Origin of the sequence: Methylobacterium sp. GXS13 (assembly GCF_001455965.1) — a bacterium.
Taxonomy (GTDB): domain Bacteria; phylum Pseudomonadota; class Alphaproteobacteria; order Rhizobiales; family Beijerinckiaceae; genus Methylobacterium.
In genome coordinates this window covers 48,366-65,260 of the sequence record NZ_LKKO01000039.1, presented here as the reverse complement: position 1 = coordinate 65,260, position 16,895 = coordinate 48,366, and the positions used below count along the sequence as shown (strand labels likewise).

Here is a 16,895-nt window from a genome sequence, read left to right as displayed (position 1 = left end):
GGCGGGATCGAACTCGGCGAGCGGCGTCTCGGCGCGGTTGGCCGACTGACCGGCGCGCAGGCCGGTGAGCCAGCCGCTCGCGCCGTCGAGGGCGCGGCCGAGCGGCTCGACCGTCCGGAAGCCGCAGCCGGCCACGCGGGCCGCCACCGAGCGCGGGCTCGCCCGGGAGGCGGCCGAGGCGGCCCGATCCCACGGCCGCGTCGCCGAGCGCGAGCTGACCGAGGCCTGCTCGGCCTGGCGGGTGGAGAATCCACTGAACGCCGGCGACGCCCCGGCGATCGATGGCTACGCCTGGGTCCGCAAGGAATACGAGGCCGTGGAGGGCCACGAACTGCGCCGCTACCGCGCCCAGGCCGAGCGGGCCGAGGTCGAGATGCGCCGCCTCATGACCGAGGACCTGCTGACGCGCCTGGCCGACCGGTTCGAGCGGGTCCATGCCCGGCTCGCGGCTCTGAACGAGCGGCTGTCCGCGCGCAGCTTCACCGGCCAGACCTATGCGTTCGAAGCGGCGGTGGACCGCCGCCACGCCGCCGTTCATGCGCTGGCCACCGAGACCGCCCGCTCGCCGGAGGCGGCGCAGGCGCTCCTGGCGGGCGAGACCGAAGGGCCGATGGCGGCGGCGCTGGAAGAAATCACCGCGCTGATCGCCGGCCAGGAGGATGCGGCGCGGCTCGCCGATTACCGCAACTACTTCGTCTACGAGATCGGCATGAAGGACGCGGCGGGCAACCGCACGACCATGTCAGCGCGGGCCCTGCGCGGCTCCGGCGGCGAGGCGCAAGCGCCGTTCTACGTGGCGATCGCGGCCTCGCTCGCCAGCGCCTATTACCCGGGCGACCGGCCCGGCGACGAGAATCCGGGGCTGGGGCTGTGCCTCCTCGACGAGGCATTCTCCAAGCTCGACGTGCGCAACAGCCAGGCGCTGGTCGATCTCTACCGCGCCTGGGGGCTGCAGCTGCTGATCGCCGCCCCCGAGGACAAGCGCACGACCCTGACCGAGGTGATGGACACCATCGTCACCGTCTACAAGAGCCCGGACCTGACGTCGGTGCGGATCGAGGCCGAGCACCCGTTGGAGGCGGCGCGCCGGGCGCTGCACGCGATCAACCCGGAGCAGGTCGGGATCGAGGGATTCCGCCGCTCCGACGCGGCCGAGTGAGCCGGCGGGGCACCGATTGCGATCCCCGATATCCCCGGTCTTCAGCGAAGGCTGCCGTCCCTGCGTGATCGCGCGTGGCAGATTGCGCGTGCGGTCAGCGCAGGTCCGGTGTCAGGGCCATGACCGCACCGATGATCACGAGCGTCTGGAGCCCAACCGCGCCCAGTAGCACCCACTTGAGGATCTCAACCTTCGTCTCGGCGACGTCGGCCCTGTTGGTGAGGCGCAGGGCCTCGATGTCCACTTTGTTGGCGAGCCGCAGAGCTTCGATATCCGACTTGGTCGCGAGATTGCTCTGGATCGCCTCGGCGACGGCGTCGGCCAACACTTCGGCTTGCTCCGAAGACATCGTCGCTTTGTCGCGGAGGGTGCGAACGAAGCGCAGCGTATCGAACGCAACGGCGGTCACGGACGCGGCTCGCGATTTTTAGGAGGCGGCTTACGCCGAAGGTCCTGTCTCAGGACGACATTCGAATCGTACGCCGCGCGCTGCGATACGCGGAGGATGTTGCCGGGCGCATGTCCTGTCAACGGCAGACCGGGCCGGACGCGCTTGGCGTAAATGGACCGCGCTTGCCGCGGCATGACGGGGCTTTGCACCCGAAGATTTTCGCGCTCTGAAAGTTCGCGCGGCGATCTTCGAGGTGCAAAGCCGCATCGTCGTGTCAGTTCAGGTAGGTACGGATCCAGTTCGGGGAGAGGATCTCGCCCTCCTCGGTGATGATCCAGGGCTGCTTGGCCGGATCGGTCAGGGCACCGGCGGCGGCGGCGATCGCCTCGCGCAGGGTGCCGTACCGCTCGGGCTGGGCCAGCGGGGTGCTCGCCGGGGCCGTGCGCCAGATCGTCAGCTCGGCCGGGCGTTCGAGAGCTTCGGTTTCCATGTCAACTTGTCCTTCCGAACCGTTTGGGACCGTTCAGACTCCCGCAGTCCGGTCGAGCCGGCCTCCTGCGGGGACTGAAAGGCTGAGCGTCAATGCAAGCATCTCTGCGGCAGCTTTGCGATCATTTTGGGCATTCCAGGCACCAGAACATTGTCCGAGTACGTAGGACAAGGTGCGTTGCCGTGTTCCATGCCCAAACCGGTCACATCTGATCCGCCCTGAACTTGCGAGAATTGTGGCGCTCGATTGATGACCATTCCGTTAGCCAGTGCGCGCCAGTTTCCGACGTGCGCCAGGACACGTCAGGGGCTGGTCGGCGACCGCGCTCCGTCTGTGTTGACGCCCTGATCCTGAACGCGCACTTAAGGCCCTCGCCCGCCGATGGGCCCCGATTGGAGACAGCGTCTTGCCGGACCGTACCGTGCGCATCGTGCTCGCCGCGGTTCTGGTCCTGTTGGCGCTCTACGTCGCCCAACCGTATGTGCAGCCGCTTCTCTACTCGGCCGAGGCGCCCCGTGTGGTCGCCGCCCGCGGCGATCTGGCTCAGTCCGAAACGGCCACGATCGCGCTGTTCGAGCGGGCGAGCCCGTCCGTGGTCCACGTCTTCGCGCAGAGCGCCGCCAACGGACGCGACCTGTTCGACGCGGACGACGAGAGCGGGGAGCAGAGCGGTACGCAGACCGGAACCGGCTTCGTCTGGGACGGCGCCGGCCACATCGTGACCAACACGCACGTCGTGCAGAACGCTGCGCAAACGGGCGGCTCGGTCTCGGTCCGGATGAGCGACGGCGCGGTGGTCTCGGCGACCCTGGTCGGGCTGGCGCCGTCCTACGACCTCGCCGTCCTGCGCCTGGGGCGTGTGGCCAAGATGCCGCCGCCGCTGGCGATCGGATCCTCGGCGGATCTCAAGGTCGGGCAATCGGCCTTCGCCATCGGCAACCCGTTCGGCCTCGACCACACCTTGACCACCGGCGTGATCAGCGCCGTGCGCCGGCGGATGCCGACCAGCGCCGGGCGCGAACTGTCGGGCGTCATCCAGACCGATGCGGCGATCAACCCCGGCAATTCCGGAGGCCCGCTGCTCGATTCCGCCGGGCGGCTGATCGGGGTCAATACCGCCATCGTGTCGCCCTCAGGCGCCAGCGCCGGGATCGGCTTCGCGATCCCCGTCGATGTGGTCAACCGCGTCGTCCCGGAGCTGATCCGGGTCGGCCGGGTGCGCAACCCCGGCATCGGCATCATCGCCGCCCAGGAGGCCGCCGCCGCCCGGCTCGGGATCGACGGCGTCGTGGTGCTGCGGGTCCTGCCCGGCTCCCCGGCGGCCCAGGCCGGTCTGCGCGGGGTCGATCCGCAGACCGGCGACATCGGCGACGTGATCGTGGCCGCCAACGACCAGCCGGTCCATCGTCTCGCCGATCTGACGACGGCGATCGAGGAGGCCGGCCTCGGCGCGCCCGTAACCCTGAAGGTCGAGCGCGACGGCCGGATCCGACAGATTCGGATCACCACCGCCGATGTCGCGGAGAACCGCCGGTGAAAAACTTGCCCGCCCTGATTGTTTTCTGCCTGCTCGTCGGCGCCGCGTCCGCGGCCGAGCAGCCGGTGCGTTCGCGCCTCTGCCCGGATGACCTGCCCGAGGGCGTGCGCCTGCCGCCGCGCCCCGGATGCGCCGCGTCGCAGCCGTCGACGCCGACGCCGACGCGGCGCGGCTTCTACGATCTGGGTGACGGCACGACGGTGCAGATCGGCGGCCGCGCCGGCGCCGAATTCGGCGCGCGGCGCTGAGCGATGGTGCTGTTCGCGGCCCTTCTGGCCTGCCTCACGCTCTGGTGGCTCTCGAAGAACGGCGACGGCCTCGGCCGCCGGCTCGGCCGCGCCTTCGGCAAGAGCGTGACCGCGATGATGGGCGCGATCCGTCCGGAGAAGATCGGCGGCGTCCTCGCCCTCGGGGCGGCCGGATTCCTGCTGCTGCACGGTAACTTCGTGCTGGCGGCCCTGCTCGGCCTCGGCGGCATCTGGATGATCGAGGGGCAGGCCGCGATGACGGCACGCCTCACCCCGATCCTCAAGCCCTGGGTCGATCGCGGCCGCCGGCACCGGACGGCGCTGATCGAGATCCGCCTGCGTCCGGACGGCAGCTTCAGCGAGGGCCGGGTGATCGCCGGGCGGCGCGCCGGGGCCTGGCTCGACGCCCTCTCGGTCGCGGAGGTGGCGGAATTGCTTGCCGCCTGCCGTCAGACCGATCCCGAGGGGGCGGCGCTGCTAGAGCCGTATCTCGACCGCCGGGCGCCCGGCTGGTGTGTAGACGCTGAGCGCGATCGAGACCCGCGGCCGGGACGCCCGACGTATCCAGGGTCGATGACGCAGGAGGAGGCGTACCAGATCCTGGGGCTTCAGCGCGGGGCGACCGCTGAGCAGGTCCGGACGGCCCACAGGTCGTTGATGAAGCTCACCCACCCCGACCAGGGCGGAAGTGCCGAGAGGGCGGCGCGGGTTAACGCGGCCCGAGACAGGCTTTTGAACCGACATCGCTGAACTCCACGCGCGTTGTCAGATACTTACTGATTCGCAGCCGCGGGCAAACTGGGCCGCGACGACGCCGTGCCGGCGCACCTTGTGGGCGCGACGCTGATTGTTGAGGTGGTTCAGCTGCGGGTCGCGAAGCAGCTGAAGCCGCTGCGCTTCAGGGCCGTGCAGGCATCCTGCGCCGAATCCTGCTCCGCGAAGCCCGAGAAGCGGGCGCGGTAGAGCGTGGTCCCGCCATGCTCGACCTTGACCGTGTAGGGGGCCGCCTTCGACAGGCTGCCGCCCGCCTTGGCGCGGGCCTCGGACAGCATCGACCGGGCCTTGGCCTCGTCGTCCATGGCGCCGAGCTGGATCACCCAGGCGGTGGGGACGACGCGGGTTCCGGTGACCGCCTTCGGCGGCTCGTCGCGCTCCGTGGACGCCATCCGGGCCGCGGTCTTCGAGGCGCCCGGGAACGGGGCCTGCGCGCTGCTGGTGCCGGCGTAGGCCTGGGCCGCCTTCGGCAGAGATTGTGAAGCGCCCTGAGGGCCCGGCTTCCAGGTGCCGCCCGGGGTCGTGGTCGTCCGGGAGGGCATGATGTCCAGGGGCTCGCCGGTGGTTCCGGTGGTCTCGACATCCTCGTCGTCGGCCGAGGCGACCTGCGTGCGGGTGCGCGAGACGGCATCGGCCACGACCGCCGGCCGGGCGCGGTCGGCGACCTCGGTGACCGGCGGGGCCTGGCGGGCGCCCGCGAAGGCCCGGGGCAGGCTGGAGCGGACCAGGTCGGCCATGATCCGGTCGCGGCTGGCGCCCGACTTGCCGCCGAGCACGATCGCCACGATCTGGCGGCCGTCGGATTTCGCCGCCGTCATCAGGTTGAAGCCCGAATCGCGGGTGTAGCCGGTCTTGATCCCGTCCACGCCCTGGACGTTGCCGAGCAGGTGGTTGTGGTTGCCGATCACCCGGCCGCGGAACGCGAAGGACCGGGTCTGGAAGTAGCGGTAGTAGTGCGGGAACCGGTCCTGAATGGCCCGGGCCAGGACGGTCAGGTCCCGGGCGGTGGTGAGCTGGTCGGGATCCGGCAGGCCCGAGGCGTTGGCGTATTGCGTCCGGCTCATGCCGAGGGCGTGCGCCTTGGCGGTCATCATCTGGGCGAAGCGCTCCTCGGAGCCGGCGATGTTCTCGCCGATCGCGCAGGCCACGTCGTTGGCCGACTTGGTGACGATCGCCTTGATCGCATCCTCGACCGTAATGGTCTGGCCGGGGCGCAGGCCGAGCTTCGACGGCGCCTGGGCGGCGGCGTGGGCCGAGATGGTCAGGTCGGAATCGAGGGCGAACTTGCCGCGCTCCATCTGCTCGAACAGCATGTAGAGCGTCATGACCTTGGTGATCGAGGCCGGGTGGCGCAGGGCGTCCTCGTTGACCGCGTGCAGCGTCTTCCCGCTCTTCACGTCCACCACCATGGCGGCGTAGGGCGGGTTGTAGCCGCCGCCGGACGCGTGGTGGTGATGCCGCCCACGCCCGGCCTCGGCCGGCGCCGCCAGGGCGGTCAGGACCGCGGCAGCCGCCAGGGCGGCCGGCAGCGCGGGGATCGTCCGGGGGCGGCCTACAACGCTACGCATCACGCCTGATTGCCTCGCGGGACCGGCGCATGGCCGGTCGTATCTCTGGTGCAGGCCTGCGCCGATCGCGTGGCCCCGCTGCATCGGTTGAGAATTAGGCGGGTGCAGTTACAGGCCCGTTAATGCGAACCCCGCGACTTCGAAATCCTGTCGGCCGGAGCGCCGCTTGACGCGGGTGGAGGCGGCGCACAATCTTTCCGGGACATCCGGTTTCGCTGTCCGTGTCGGTCGCGCCAAGCCGGTTCGGCGGTGCCGAGGAGGCCGGCCATGCAGCGATCCTCCGCCTGCCCGGCGGCTCACGGAATCCCCATCTCGCGGGCCGGATTGTCTGCGGCTCGACGGGGCGCCAGCGTCACCCATTCCGAGTCGTGACATGCGTGAGCCCCGCAGCCCCTCCTGTCCGGCGGGCCCGCCGTCCTGCCCTCCGCCCGCCGGCGTGAGCGGCGCGAGGCCGACGCGCCTGGCGCAAGCTTTGCGGGGCGGACAAGTGCGCGCAGGCGTCTGGCGAAGTCGCCTCACGGTCTGTAGATTAATGTCCGCCGACCCAGACGCCGCTCCCGGCAGGGTCATGACGGGATCGGTATTGGGGGCCGGCGACGCCCGCTCCAATCGAGGGATCGGTTCGACGCACATGACACAGGTCCCCCTGCAGGGCACCGCGATATCGACGACGCTTCATCGGCCTGCGCGACCAGCGATCACGGCCTCCGGTTCGCGCGCGCCGGGCGGCGACGACCGGTCCAACACCGCGATCATCACCCGCACCAAGCCGAAGACCAAGAAGCCGAGCCTCTACCGGGTACTCCTTCTGAACGACGACTATACGCCGATGGAATTCGTCGTGCTGGTTGTCGAACGCTTCTTCAACAAGAGCCACGAGGACGCCTACCACATCATGATGCACGTGCATCAGAACGGGGTCGGTGAGTGTGGGGTCTTCACCTACGAGGTGGCGGAGACCAAGGTGACGCAGGTCATGGACTTCGCGCGCAAACACCAACATCCTCTCCAGTGCGTTATGGAAAAGAAATAGGCGCCGTTCGCGGTAGGCACCCACACAGAGGCCAGCTTTGCCAAGCTTCTCACGCAGCCTAGAACAAGCCCTCCATCGAGCCCTGGCGCTCGCCGGCGAGCGACGGCACGAATACGCGACGCTGGAGCATCTCCTGCTCGCCCTCGTGGATGACCAGGACGCGGCGGCAGTCATGCGCGCCTGCAACGTCGAGATCGACACGCTCAAGCGCAGCCTGGTCGATTACGTCGACACCGAACTCTCGAACCTGACCGGCGACGGACGCCAGGACGCCAAGCCGACAGCGGGCTTCCAGCGGGTGATCCAGCGGGCGGTGATCCACGTCCAGTCCTCGGGGCGCGAGGAGGTGACGGGGGCCAACGTGCTGGTGGCGATCTTCGCCGAGCGCGAGAGCCACGCCGCCTACTTCCTGCAAGAGCAGGACATGACCCGTTACGACGCGGTGAACTACATCAGCCACGGCATCGCCAAGCGCCCCGGCGCGTCCGAGGCCAAGCCTGTGCGCGGCGCCGAAGAGGAAGGCGCTGCCGAGCGCCCGAGCGACGAGGCCGATCCCCGCGGCGGCGCCAAGAAGAAGGGTGACGCGCTCGACGCCTATTGCGTCAACCTCAACAAGAAGGCCCGGGACGGCAAGATCGACCCGCTGATCGGCCGCCATTCCGAGGTCGAGCGCACGATCCAGGTGCTCTGCCGCCGCCAGAAGAACAACCCGCTGCTGGTGGGCGATCCGGGCGTCGGCAAGACCGCGATCGCGGAAGGGCTTGCCCGCAAGATCATCCAGCACGAAGTGCCGGAGGTCCTGGCGGACGCGACCGTGTTCTCCCTCGACATGGGCACGCTGCTCGCCGGCACCCGCTACCGGGGCGACTTCGAGGAGCGTCTCAAGCAGGTGATGAAGGAGATCGAGGCGCACCCGAACGCGATCATGTTCATCGACGAGATCCACACGGTGATCGGCGCCGGTGCGACCTCGGGCGGCGCCATGGACGCGTCGAACCTGCTGAAGCCGGCGCTGGCCTCCGGCACGCTGCGCTGCATCGGCTCGACCACCTACAAGGAGTACCGCCAGTACTTCGAGAAGGACCGCGCCCTGGTGCGGCGCTTCCAGAAGATCGACGTCAACGAGCCGTCGATCCCGGACACGATCGAGATCGTGAAGGGCCTGCGTCCGTACTTCGAGGAGTTCCACAAGCTCAAGTACACGACCGAAGCCGTGAAGGCCGCGGTGGAGCTGTCGGCCCGCTACATCAACGACCGCAAGCTGCCCGACAAGGCGATCGACGTGATCGACGAGACCGGCGCTTCGCAGATGCTGGTGCCGGAAGCCCGCCGCAAGCGGACCATCGGCATCAAGGAGATCGAGGCGACCATCGCCACGATGGCCCGCATCCCGCCGAAGACCGTCTCGAAGGACGACGCGGTGGTGCTTCAGCACCTCACCGAGAACCTGAAGCGGGTGGTCTACGGTCAGCCGAGCGCCATCGAGGCGCTGACCTCGGCGATCAAGCTGGCGCGCGCCGGCCTGCGCGATCCGGACAAGCCGATCGGCTCCTACCTGTTCGCGGGACCGACCGGCGTCGGCAAGACCGAGGCCGCCAAGCAGCTCGCCGCGTCGCTGGGCGTCGAGATGCTGCGCTTCGACATGTCGGAATACATGGAGCGCCATACGGTCAGCCGCCTGATCGGCGCGCCCCCCGGCTATGTCGGCTTCGACCAGGGCGGCCTGCTCACCGACGGGATCGACCAGCATCCGCATTGCGTGCTGCTGCTGGACGAGATCGAGAAGGCCCACCCGGACCTGTTCAACATCCTGTTGCAGGTGATGGACCACGGCAAGCTGACCGATCACAACGGCAAGCAGGTCGATTTCCGGAACGTCATCATCATCATGACGTCGAATGCCGGCGCCTCCGATCTAGCAAAGTCGGCCTACGGCTTCACCCAGTCCAAGCGGACGGGGGACGATGTCGAGGCGATCAACCGGCTGTTCGCACCGGAATTCCGCAACCGTCTCGACGCGATCATCTCGTTCGGCCACCTGCCGAAGGAGGTTGTAGCCAAGGTGGTGGACAAGTTCGTCCTCCAGCTCGAGGCGCAGCTCGCCGACCGCAACGTCACGATCGAGCTGTCGGACGAGGCCCGGGAGTGGCTGGTCGAGCACGGCTACGACGACGCGATGGGCGCCCGCCCGATGGCCCGGCTGATCCAGGCGACCATCAAGACGCCGTTGGCCGACGAGGTCCTGTTCGGCAAGCTCAAGGATGGCGGCGCGGTCAAGGTGGTCGTGCGCAAGCCCGAGGATGAGGAAGCCAAGGCCGGCGCCAAGGACAGCCTGGGTTTCGAGTTCCCGGCCGGCCCGGTCACGCCCAAGCCCGAGGCGGATGTCACCAACGCCGCCAAGCGGCACAAGCGGGCCAAGCCCCGGGCGGCCACCCGCAAGAAGACCCCGAAGGATGACAAGGGTGGCGGGGGCAGTGGCGGTTCGGGCGGTGTCCGCACCGTGCCGAAGGTGCCACTGGTGCGCGCATAAGGGCGCGCATCCCGGTCGGCAGGCTTCCGGACATAGCCAAGCCGGTCTATGACCGCCGCGACGTGAACGCGCCGCGGCGAGGAGGCGCCTGATGACAGAAGATCTGCACGAGGGGCCGCTCTCCCCCGTCACGCATCCCGCGCCTGCCCAGAAGCTGACCCGACGGGAGGAGCGCCGCAGGCGCCGCCAACGGCGTCGGCGCGGTGAGGAGGTTCTGGCCTGGGTGCTGGTGCCTTTGATCTGCGTGGGAATCTATCTCGGGGTGAATGCCGGTTTCGACTTCTTCGGGACCTCGCCGGGCCAGGTCTGGGACCAGCTGATGCAGGTCAAGACCATGATGGAGAAACGCTCCGGTACGCAGGGCGCGCGCGGCTAGCACGCGCGCCTTTCGGATCCCGGATCGCCGCGGGCGTTTCATCCGGCCTCTACGGCACGTGCGCCGGTCGACCAGAGATCCGAGCGGGTACGCCATGAGTCCGACCCGACGCACGATCCTGGCTTCCGCCCTCCTGGCGGCCCCCGCCCTGCATGCGGCGGCGCGGGGCGGCACCGTGGTCGTGATCGGCGCCGGAGCGGCCGGATTGGCGGCGGCGTCGGTCCTGCGGGCCGCCGGGCAGGAAGTCGTGCTGCTCGAGGCCCGGGAGCGGATCGGCGGCCGCGCGTTCACCGATCAAGCCCTCGGTCCGGATTGCCGGTTCGATGCCGGGGCGGAGTACATCCACTGGGCCGAGCGCAACCCCTGGGCACCGATCGCCCGCCGGGCGGGCGTGCGCTTCGCCGAGGACGGTAGCTGGGCGCGCACGCTCACGATCGACGGCCGTCCGGCGACCGAGGCCGAGAATGCCAGCCGTCGCGCAGGCTTCTCCGGGCTCGATGCGCTGCTGGCGCCGAAGGGGGGCGATCCATCGCTCGCCGAGGCCGCCCGCGCCGGCGGCCCGAATGCCGAACGGGCGGCGGCCGGATTGAGCCGCCTCTCCCTGGGCGAGGATCCCGAACGGGTCTCAGCGGCCGATTACGATCGGCTGTGGTCCGGCACCGACCTCTGGGTCGACGGCTACGGGGCCCTCGTGGCGCGGCATGGTTCCGATTTGCCGGTGCGCCTCGGTTGTCCGGTGCGGGCGATCGACTGGTCCGAGAAGACCGTCCGGATCGACACCGGTGCTGGCGTCCTCGGGGCGGCGGCCGCCATCGTCACGGTGCCCATCGGCGTGCTGAAATCCGGTGCGATCCGGTTCACGCCGCGACTGCCCGAGCCCGTGGAGACGGCGCTGGGTGGGCTTCACATGGGTGCCTACACCAAGATTGCCCTGCGCCTCGACCCGGCCAAGGTCGATCCGGCGGACCTGGGCGACGCAGTGTCGGTGATCACCGGGGGGGCGACGATCTATTTCGAGATGGGCCCGTTCGGCCGTCCCATCGCGGTGGCGAATCTGGGCGGTGACCTTGCCCGGGACCTGTGCCGCGCGGGCGAGCCCGCCGCGGTCGCGCTGGCCACCGAGCGACTCGGCGTGATCCTGGGCTCGAAGGCGCCGGGCGCGGTCCAGGCGGGGGGGCTCGCCGGCTGGTGGACCGACCCGTATGCCCAAGGCTCGTATTCCATCGTCAATCCAGGGCATGCGGAGGCGCGCGATCGCCTGCGTGAGCCGGTCGGAGGGCGCGTCTTCTTCGCCGGGGAAGCGTTGGCCGGCGGCGGCGCCATGACGGTGGGCGGTGCGACCCTGGACGGCGAGCGCGCCGCCCGGGACGTCTTGAAGGTGTTGGGCGCCTAACAGCACCTCATGAACGCCCGATCACCGGGCGCCCCTTTGAACGGGCGGCGTCTGATGGCGCTGCCGGATGGCCGCCACGGCGAGCGGCGCGTCCCGGCCCCGCAGGGCATGGGCGCCGAGATCCTCGGCAACCAAGTCGTGCGGCAAGGGGCCGATCCGGTTCAGCAGGTCGGCTGACACAAGGACGTGGACGCCGAGGCTCTTGGACAGGCTCTCCAGCCGGGCGGTCGTGTTCACCACGTCGCCGAAATACGCGATCTTGTGGCGCTCCAACCCGACTTCGGCCGTGACCACGGAGCCGCAATGCAGGGCCGCACGAAACTGAGGGACTTGCCCGAAACGCTGCGTCCAGGCCGCGGATTCCTCGGTCAGCCGGGCGGCGAAGTCGAAGACGCAGCGCAGGCAGGCGGCGTCCCGGGTGCCCCGCTCGATCGTCCAGGTGACGAGCGCCATGTCGCCGATATAATCGTCGATCGCGCCCCGCGAGCGCGCGACCGGCAGTGCCAGGGCGTTGAACACCTGCCCGAGATAGGCCTGGGCCGCACGGTCGCCGTGTCGGTCGGCGAAGCGGGTGGACCCGGTGACGTCGAGGAACAGGAAGATCCGTTCCTCGCTGATCGGCCGGTGGTAGCGGCCGATCAGCAGGTTGGCGAAGACGCCCGGGCCAATCAGGTCCCGCACCCGGAACACGAACACGGTGAGCGCCGAGATGCCGAGGGCGTAGAGCAGGCCGGATTGCGACATCAGCATCGCGTTCCGTTCGCTGTACATGAAGCGGAACAGGCGGTTCAGCACCGTGCTGGCGGCGGCGTTGCCGACCACGATCATCAGGATGTAGAGCGCCACCGTGGCGAGCAAAAACAGCGGCGTCGCCATCTGCCGCACCCGCTCGCGCATGTGCGGCCATAGCAGCCGGCGCTCGTAGAGCAGGATCGGCGTGCCGATGATCGCGCCGCGGATCGCCGAGCCGAGCAGCGGACCGACCGCGAAGATCGATCCGTAGAGGAGGCCGGCCAGGGCACCGAGCCCCGGGGCCACGAGATAGAACCAGCGTGGGCCGAAACGCATCCGGGCGCCCTCACCCCACCCGCCGGTTCGCGGCGCCGGTCTCAGTCCTGCCGCAGCGCGTGGACCGAGAACAGCCCCTCCGGATCGGTCCAGACCTGGATCCAGGTCCAGCCGGCCCTTTCCACAAGGGCCCGGAAGGTCTCGACCGTATACTTGTAGCTGCTCTCGGTATGGATCGTCTCTCCGTCCGCGAAAGCGACCGTATCAGAGCCGATGCCGACGTCCTGCGCGCCCGCCGAGACGAGATGCATCTCGATCCGCGAGGCCTGCGGGTTGAACACGGCCCGATGGGAGAAGGCGCCGAGGTCGAAACGACCGGCGAGCTCCCGGTTGATCCGGGTCAGGAGGTTGAGGTTGAACGCTGCGGTGACGCCAGCGGCGTCGTCATAGGCCCGCTCGAGGATCGCGGCGTCCTTCACGAGGTCGACGCCCACGATCATGTGCGCGCCCTCCCCCAGGATCCGCCCGAACCGCCGCAGCAGATCCTCGGCCTCGCTCGGCTCGAAATTGCCGATGGTCGAGCCCGGGAAGAAACCGGCCCGGGGCATGTCGCGCAGGCTCTCGGGCAGGTCGAAATCGCGGGTGAAATCCGCGACCACGGGCTCAACCCGCAGATGCGGGAAGTCGCCGCTCAGGACCTCCGCCTGCGACCTCAGGAATTCGCCCGACACGTCCACCGGCACGTAGGCGGCGAGCTTGTCGAGGTGGCGCAGGAGGCGGCGCAGCTTAATGGTCGAGCCGCTGCCGAATTCGACCAGCGCCGCCCGGGCCGGCAGCAACGCGGCCATCTCCGGCCCGCTGCGGTCGAGGATGCCGACCTCCGTGCGGGTCGGGTAATATTCCGGCAACCGCGTGATCGCCTCGAACAGGTCAGAGCCGGCGGAATCATAGAAGTATTTCGGCGAGAGCGCTTTTTGCGTCTTTGACAGGCCGTCCCGCACGTCGGCGAGAAAGGCGAGTTCAGGGGTGTCCAGGGCGACGGGGGTCGCGTCGGAAAAGATGGGCTTGACGGTCAAGGGAGGCTCCGGGGCGCGTCAGGCGGCGTCGGCGAGGCGCAGGCCGGTGAACTGCCAGCGCTGATGCGGATAGAAGAAGTTGCGGTACGGCAGCCTTGCATGGCCTTCGGGCGTGGCGACCGATGAGCCGCGCAGCACGAACTGACTGACCATGAACTTGCCGTTGTATTCGCCGAGTGCCCCCGGCAACGGGCGGTAGCCCGGATAGGCCGCGTAGGCGCTGCGGGTCCATTGCCAGACGAGGCCGAAGGCGTCCGGAAGCGCGCCGTCGCGGGCCGCGACCTCCCATTCGAACTCGGTCGGCAGGCTGCGACCGGTCCAGCGGGCATAGGCGTCGGCCTCGTAGTAGCTGATGTGGGTGACCGGCGCGTCGAGCGCCACCGGCCGCACGCCGCCGAGCGTCATGGTGGCCCAGCCGTCGCCGTCCCGGCGCCAGTAGCCCGGCGCCTCCCAACCCTCGGCCTGCCCGGCATACCAGCCGTCCGAGAGCCACAGCTCGGGCTTGGCGTAGCCCCCCGCTTCCATGAAGGCGAGCCATTCGCGGTTGGTGACCAGCGCCTCGTCGATCCGGCCGGGAAGGATCAGCGCCTCGTGGCGGGGCGACTCGTTGTCGAACGAGAAGCCGTCGCCCTCATGCCCGATCCAGGCGATGCCTTGGGCGAGCTTGGCCTGGCCTGTCTGCCCGGAGGCAGCCGGGAACCGCCATTCGGCGTCGTAGACCGGCCCCAGGGGGTTCTGCGCGAAGGCGTGCAGAATGTCGGTGAGCAGGAGCTCCTGATGCTGCTGCTCGTGGTAGAGGCCGATCTCCAGGATCGGCAGCACGGCCTCCAGGGCACTCTCCGAGGCCTGACCGAGCAGCGACTCCACCGCCCGGTCGATATGCGCCCGGTAGGCCGTCACCTCGTCCATGGTCGGCCGGGTGATCATGCCCCGCTGGATGCGCGGCTGCCGCGGGCCGGCCGCCACGTAATACGAGTTGAACAGGTAGTGCAGGCGCTCGTCGTAGATGGCGTAGCCGGGCAGGTGCTCGCGCAGCAGGAACTGCTCGAAGAACCACGTCACATGCGCGCGGTGCCACTTGGTCGGGCTGGCATCGGCCATCGACTGGACCTGCTGATCCTCCGCTGAGAGTGGCGCGGCCCGACGCTCGGTCTCGCTGCGGACGAAGCGAAAGGCCGCGATCCAGGCGGCGCGGTCGATCGGACGTGCCGTCACGGGCGGTGGCGGGAAAGCCGCGGCCGTTTGCGCGCGCGTCTCGCCGGAGCGGAGTGCCGCCGTGGCTGCCATGCGGATCTTCCCTTATTCGCATCTCTCCTGGGATCGTCTTGTCGACGCCCAGCTTGGTCGCAGAAGATATGTCCCCGCCGTGGTCAGACAACCTCCGCCAGTGATTCTGCCGCCGCTCAGTCCGATCCGCTTATTCGCCGGTGGCGCCGCCGCGGTTAATGAGAAGAACGGGAATTCGCGGGTCTTTTTTGCGCCGCAGTGAGGAGGCCTTAACCCTCGGCATCGAGATTCGAGGCGCTGAGTGCGGAGTCCAGAATTTCCATGCGGATCGATCTGATGGCCGGGGCCAGCCTGTCCGCCGCGGCATTCCGCGTGTCGCCTGAACCAACCATCCTGGTGTTCGATTCCGGGCTGGGCGGCCTCACCGTCCTCGATGCCGTGCGCCGGGCCCGGCCTGATGGGCGCTACATCTATGCGGGCGACGATGCCGCCTTCCCGTATGGCCGGCTGGGCGAAGCCGCCCTCGTCGCCCGGGTGCTGGCGGTGATGGAGCAACTCCTCGCGACGCACCGGCCCGATCTGGTGGTCATCGCGTGCAACACGGCGTCGACCCTGGTCCTCCCGGCTTTGCGCCAACGCTTCGCGACGCCGTTCGTCGGCGTGGTACCGCCGATCAAGCCGGCCGCTGCGGCGACGCGCTCGGGCCTGATCTCCCTGCTGGCCACCCCTGGTACGGTGGCGCGCTCCTACACGCACGACCTGATCGCGACCTACGCCGGATCCTGCGCGGTGACGTTGGTCGGCTCGCCGAACCTCGCGGGCTTCGCCGAGGCCGAACTGGCCGGCACGCCCATCGACGACGCGGCTCTTGCCGCCGAGATCGCCCCCTGCTTCATCTCGGATGCGGATGGACGACGCACCGACGTGATCTGCCTCGCCTGCACCCATTACCCGCTGCTGCTGCCGCGCCTCGAAGCCCTCGCGCCTTGGCCGGTAACGTGGATCGATCCGGCTCCGGCCATCGCCCGACGCGTGATTCAGCTGATCGGTCCCGCCCGGCGGAATGCGGACCATGACGGCTCCGTGCACGGCGCCTTCACCGCCGGCACCTGCCTGACCGCTCCGCTGCGCGCCTCGCTCGCCGCCCGCGGCATCGGCGAGATCGCCGTCGAGGCACTCCCGCTGCCGATGCAGTAGGCGACCCGGACCGGGATCCGGTCGCAGGTTCGACGCCCCGTTCGATCCCGAATTGCCCAGTGTCACGGCCCGCTTGGCGCGGGGCGATAATCATGCGCGCTTGCATAATCAGTCGATCCAGTTTTAATTCCCCGTGTTGAATCGATTATATTGATTTCGGGGGTTTTTCATGGCTTTGCGAGCAGGGCTGCTTGCGGCAACACTGATGTGTGCCGTGCAGCCGCCGGCGGCCGCGCTCGCCTGCGGCGATGGCGAAGCGCCGACATCCTGCGACGATCCGAGCCCGAACGGCTTCGCGTCCTGGATGCTCGGGCGTGTCGGCCGGGCTCTCGACGCCGGCTCGGCCCAGGCGCTCGGTGAATTCACCGCGGGAACGAACGGCTTCCGCACCGCCGACACTTACGTGTTCTGCGTCGGTCCGGACGGCGTCATGAGTGCCCATCCCAACCCGATCCTGAAGGGCCACGACGTTCGCGACCTGCACGACAGGACCGGCAACCACTTCATCCAGACGATGCTGGATACGGCCAAGCCCGGGCAGATCGCGGTGATCCACTACCTGTTCCCGAAGCCCGGCAGCACGATCGAGGAACCCAAGACCACCTACTACACGAAGGCCGGCGACCAGATGTGCGGGGTCGGCGTCTACGACACCGATCAGGCGGCGCCGACCGCCGCCACGCCGGACGGCCGGATCGCCCAGCTCCGGCAGAAGCTCGATCGGGAAATCCCGAGCCAGGCGCGGGCGGATTGGATCGCATTCCTGGAGGCACTCAATGCGCAAGGCGACGCGAAGGCGGCGGCGATCGCGCAGGCCCGGCGGGACATCCGAGCCGCCACGGCCGCCCTGGACTCGGCCGGCCTGAAACCTGCGGGCGCCGAGTAGGT

15 protein-coding genes and 2 pseudogenes are annotated in these 16,895 nt (G+C 69.2%); 10 read left to right on the top strand and 7 right to left on the bottom strand.

The features are described from left to right. Positions 1-150: pseudogene (locus AO398_RS29415) on the bottom strand (phosphoadenosine phosphosulfate reductase family protein); the annotation flags it as partial. Here AO398_RS29415 and AO398_RS15150 point away from each other — a divergent pair. Next, positions 134-1,159 (top strand): annotated as a pseudogene (locus tag AO398_RS15150) (SbcC/MukB-like Walker B domain-containing protein); the annotation flags it as partial. The pseudogenes AO398_RS29415 and AO398_RS15150 overlap by 17 nt on opposite strands. A gap of 94 nt (positions 1,160-1,253) precedes the next feature. On the opposite strand, the gene AO398_RS15145 reads toward AO398_RS15150, so the two are convergent. Continuing rightward, complete coding sequence (locus AO398_RS15145; protein ID WP_058192955.1) at positions 1,254-1,568, bottom strand: hypothetical protein; 315 nt, start codon at positions 1,566-1,568, stop codon at positions 1,254-1,256. Positions 1,569-1,824: 256 nt separating this feature from the next. Next, complete coding sequence (locus AO398_RS15140) at positions 1,825-2,040, bottom strand: hypothetical protein (protein WP_058192954.1); 216 nt, start codon at positions 2,038-2,040, stop codon at positions 1,825-1,827. Positions 2,041-2,446: 406 nt separating this feature from the next. Between AO398_RS15140 and AO398_RS15135 the strand changes: the two genes are divergently transcribed. The 3 genes from AO398_RS15135 to AO398_RS15125 are packed head-to-tail and all read left to right on the top strand — an operon-like array spanning position 2,447 to position 4,575. Beyond that, complete coding sequence (locus AO398_RS15135) at positions 2,447-3,577, top strand: trypsin-like peptidase domain-containing protein (RefSeq protein ID WP_058192953.1); 1,131 nt, start codon at positions 2,447-2,449, stop codon at positions 3,575-3,577. Positions 3,578-3,582: 5 nt separating this feature from the next. Further along, positions 3,583-3,825, top strand: a complete 243-nt coding sequence (locus AO398_RS15130) for a hypothetical protein (protein WP_244498784.1) — start codon at positions 3,583-3,585, stop codon at positions 3,823-3,825. Positions 3,826-3,828: 3 nt separating this feature from the next. Further along, the gene (locus tag AO398_RS15125) at positions 3,829-4,575 is read left to right on the top strand and encodes a DnaJ domain-containing protein (protein WP_058192951.1); all 747 of its coding nucleotides are present in this window, start codon (positions 3,829-3,831) and stop codon (positions 4,573-4,575) included. Positions 4,576-4,685: 110 nt separating this feature from the next. Here the strand turns inward: AO398_RS15125 and AO398_RS15120 are convergent, their stop codons facing one another. Further along, on the bottom strand, positions 4,686-6,167 hold the full coding sequence (locus AO398_RS15120) for a D-alanyl-D-alanine carboxypeptidase (RefSeq protein ID WP_058192950.1): 1,482 nt from the start codon (positions 6,165-6,167) through the stop codon (positions 4,686-4,688). A gap of 646 nt (positions 6,168-6,813) precedes the next feature. Here AO398_RS15120 and clpS point away from each other — a divergent pair. The 4 genes from clpS (at position 6,814) to AO398_RS15100 (ending at position 11,499) form a co-directional block, all read left to right on the top strand. After that, on the top strand, positions 6,814-7,200 hold the full coding sequence (clpS, locus tag AO398_RS15115) for an ATP-dependent Clp protease adapter ClpS (protein WP_058192958.1): 387 nt from the start codon (positions 6,814-6,816) through the stop codon (positions 7,198-7,200). A gap of 37 nt (positions 7,201-7,237) precedes the next feature. Beyond that, on the top strand, positions 7,238-9,730 hold the full coding sequence (gene clpA / locus AO398_RS15110; RefSeq protein WP_058192949.1) for an ATP-dependent Clp protease ATP-binding subunit ClpA: 2,493 nt from the start codon (positions 7,238-7,240) through the stop codon (positions 9,728-9,730). A gap of 91 nt (positions 9,731-9,821) precedes the next feature. Further along, on the top strand, positions 9,822-10,106 hold the full coding sequence (locus tag AO398_RS15105; RefSeq protein ID WP_007566909.1) for a hypothetical protein: 285 nt from the start codon (positions 9,822-9,824) through the stop codon (positions 10,104-10,106). 94 nt (positions 10,107-10,200) lie between these two features. Beyond that, positions 10,201-11,499 (top strand): NAD(P)/FAD-dependent oxidoreductase, encoded by a 1,299-nt coding sequence (locus AO398_RS15100; protein WP_058192948.1) that lies wholly within the window; start codon positions 10,201-10,203, stop codon positions 11,497-11,499. 21 nt (positions 11,500-11,520) lie between these two features. Here AO398_RS15100 and AO398_RS15095 read toward each other — a convergent pair whose 3' ends face one another. Genes AO398_RS15095 through egtB form a run of 3 tightly spaced genes read right to left on the bottom strand, consistent with a single transcriptional unit; the run spans position 11,521 to position 14,870 of the window. Then, positions 11,521-12,567, bottom strand: coding sequence for an adenylate/guanylate cyclase domain-containing protein (locus AO398_RS15095; protein WP_058192947.1), 1,047 nt, complete (start codon positions 12,565-12,567; stop codon positions 11,521-11,523). A gap of 41 nt (positions 12,568-12,608) precedes the next feature. Further along, complete coding sequence (gene egtD / locus AO398_RS15090) at positions 12,609-13,583, bottom strand: L-histidine N(alpha)-methyltransferase (protein WP_058192946.1); 975 nt, start codon at positions 13,581-13,583, stop codon at positions 12,609-12,611. Positions 13,584-13,601: 18 nt separating this feature from the next. Continuing rightward, positions 13,602-14,870 carry an ergothioneine biosynthesis protein EgtB gene (egtB, locus tag AO398_RS15085; protein WP_058192945.1) on the bottom strand — a complete coding sequence of 423 codons (1,269 nt, stop codon included), beginning with the start codon at positions 14,868-14,870 and terminating at the stop codon, positions 13,602-13,604. Positions 14,871-15,131: 261 nt separating this feature from the next. Between egtB and murI the strand changes: the two genes are divergently transcribed. Together murI and AO398_RS15075 are read left to right on the top strand one after the other, a co-directional pair. Beyond that, on the top strand, positions 15,132-16,007 hold the full coding sequence (murI, locus tag AO398_RS15080) for a glutamate racemase (protein ID WP_058192944.1): 876 nt from the start codon (positions 15,132-15,134) through the stop codon (positions 16,005-16,007). Positions 16,008-16,212: 205 nt separating this feature from the next. Beyond that, complete coding sequence (locus AO398_RS15075) at positions 16,213-16,893, top strand: cache domain-containing protein (RefSeq protein ID WP_244498783.1); 681 nt, start codon at positions 16,213-16,215, stop codon at positions 16,891-16,893. The last annotated feature ends 2 nt before the right edge of the window (positions 16,894-16,895 follow it).

What these genes read in the sequence shown, in the direction of transcription:
- AO398_RS15140 (WP_058192954.1), bottom strand. Translation starts at nt 2,040, where the DNA reads ATGGAAACCGAAGCTCTCGAACGCCCGGCCGAGCTGACGATCTGGCGC.
- AO398_RS15125 (WP_058192951.1), top strand. Translation starts at nt 3,829, where the DNA reads ATGGTGCTGTTCGCGGCCCTTCTGGCCTGCCTCACGCTCTGGTGGCTC.
- AO398_RS15120 (WP_058192950.1), bottom strand. Translation starts at nt 6,167, where the DNA reads ATGCGTAGCGTTGTAGGCCGCCCCCGGACGATCCCCGCGCTGCCGGCC.
- AO398_RS15105 (WP_007566909.1), top strand. Translation starts at nt 9,822, where the DNA reads ATGACAGAAGATCTGCACGAGGGGCCGCTCTCCCCCGTCACGCATCCC.
- AO398_RS15100 (WP_058192948.1), top strand. Translation starts at nt 10,201, where the DNA reads ATGAGTCCGACCCGACGCACGATCCTGGCTTCCGCCCTCCTGGCGGCC.
- AO398_RS15095 (WP_058192947.1), bottom strand. Translation starts at nt 12,567, where the DNA reads ATGCGTTTCGGCCCACGCTGGTTCTATCTCGTGGCCCCGGGGCTCGGT.
- egtB (WP_058192945.1), bottom strand. Translation starts at nt 14,870, where the DNA reads ATGGCAGCCACGGCGGCACTCCGCTCCGGCGAGACGCGCGCGCAAACG.
- murI (WP_058192944.1), top strand. Translation starts at nt 15,132, where the DNA reads ATGCGGATCGATCTGATGGCCGGGGCCAGCCTGTCCGCCGCGGCATTC.
- AO398_RS15075 (WP_244498783.1), top strand. Translation starts at nt 16,213, where the DNA reads ATGTGTGCCGTGCAGCCGCCGGCGGCCGCGCTCGCCTGCGGCGATGGC.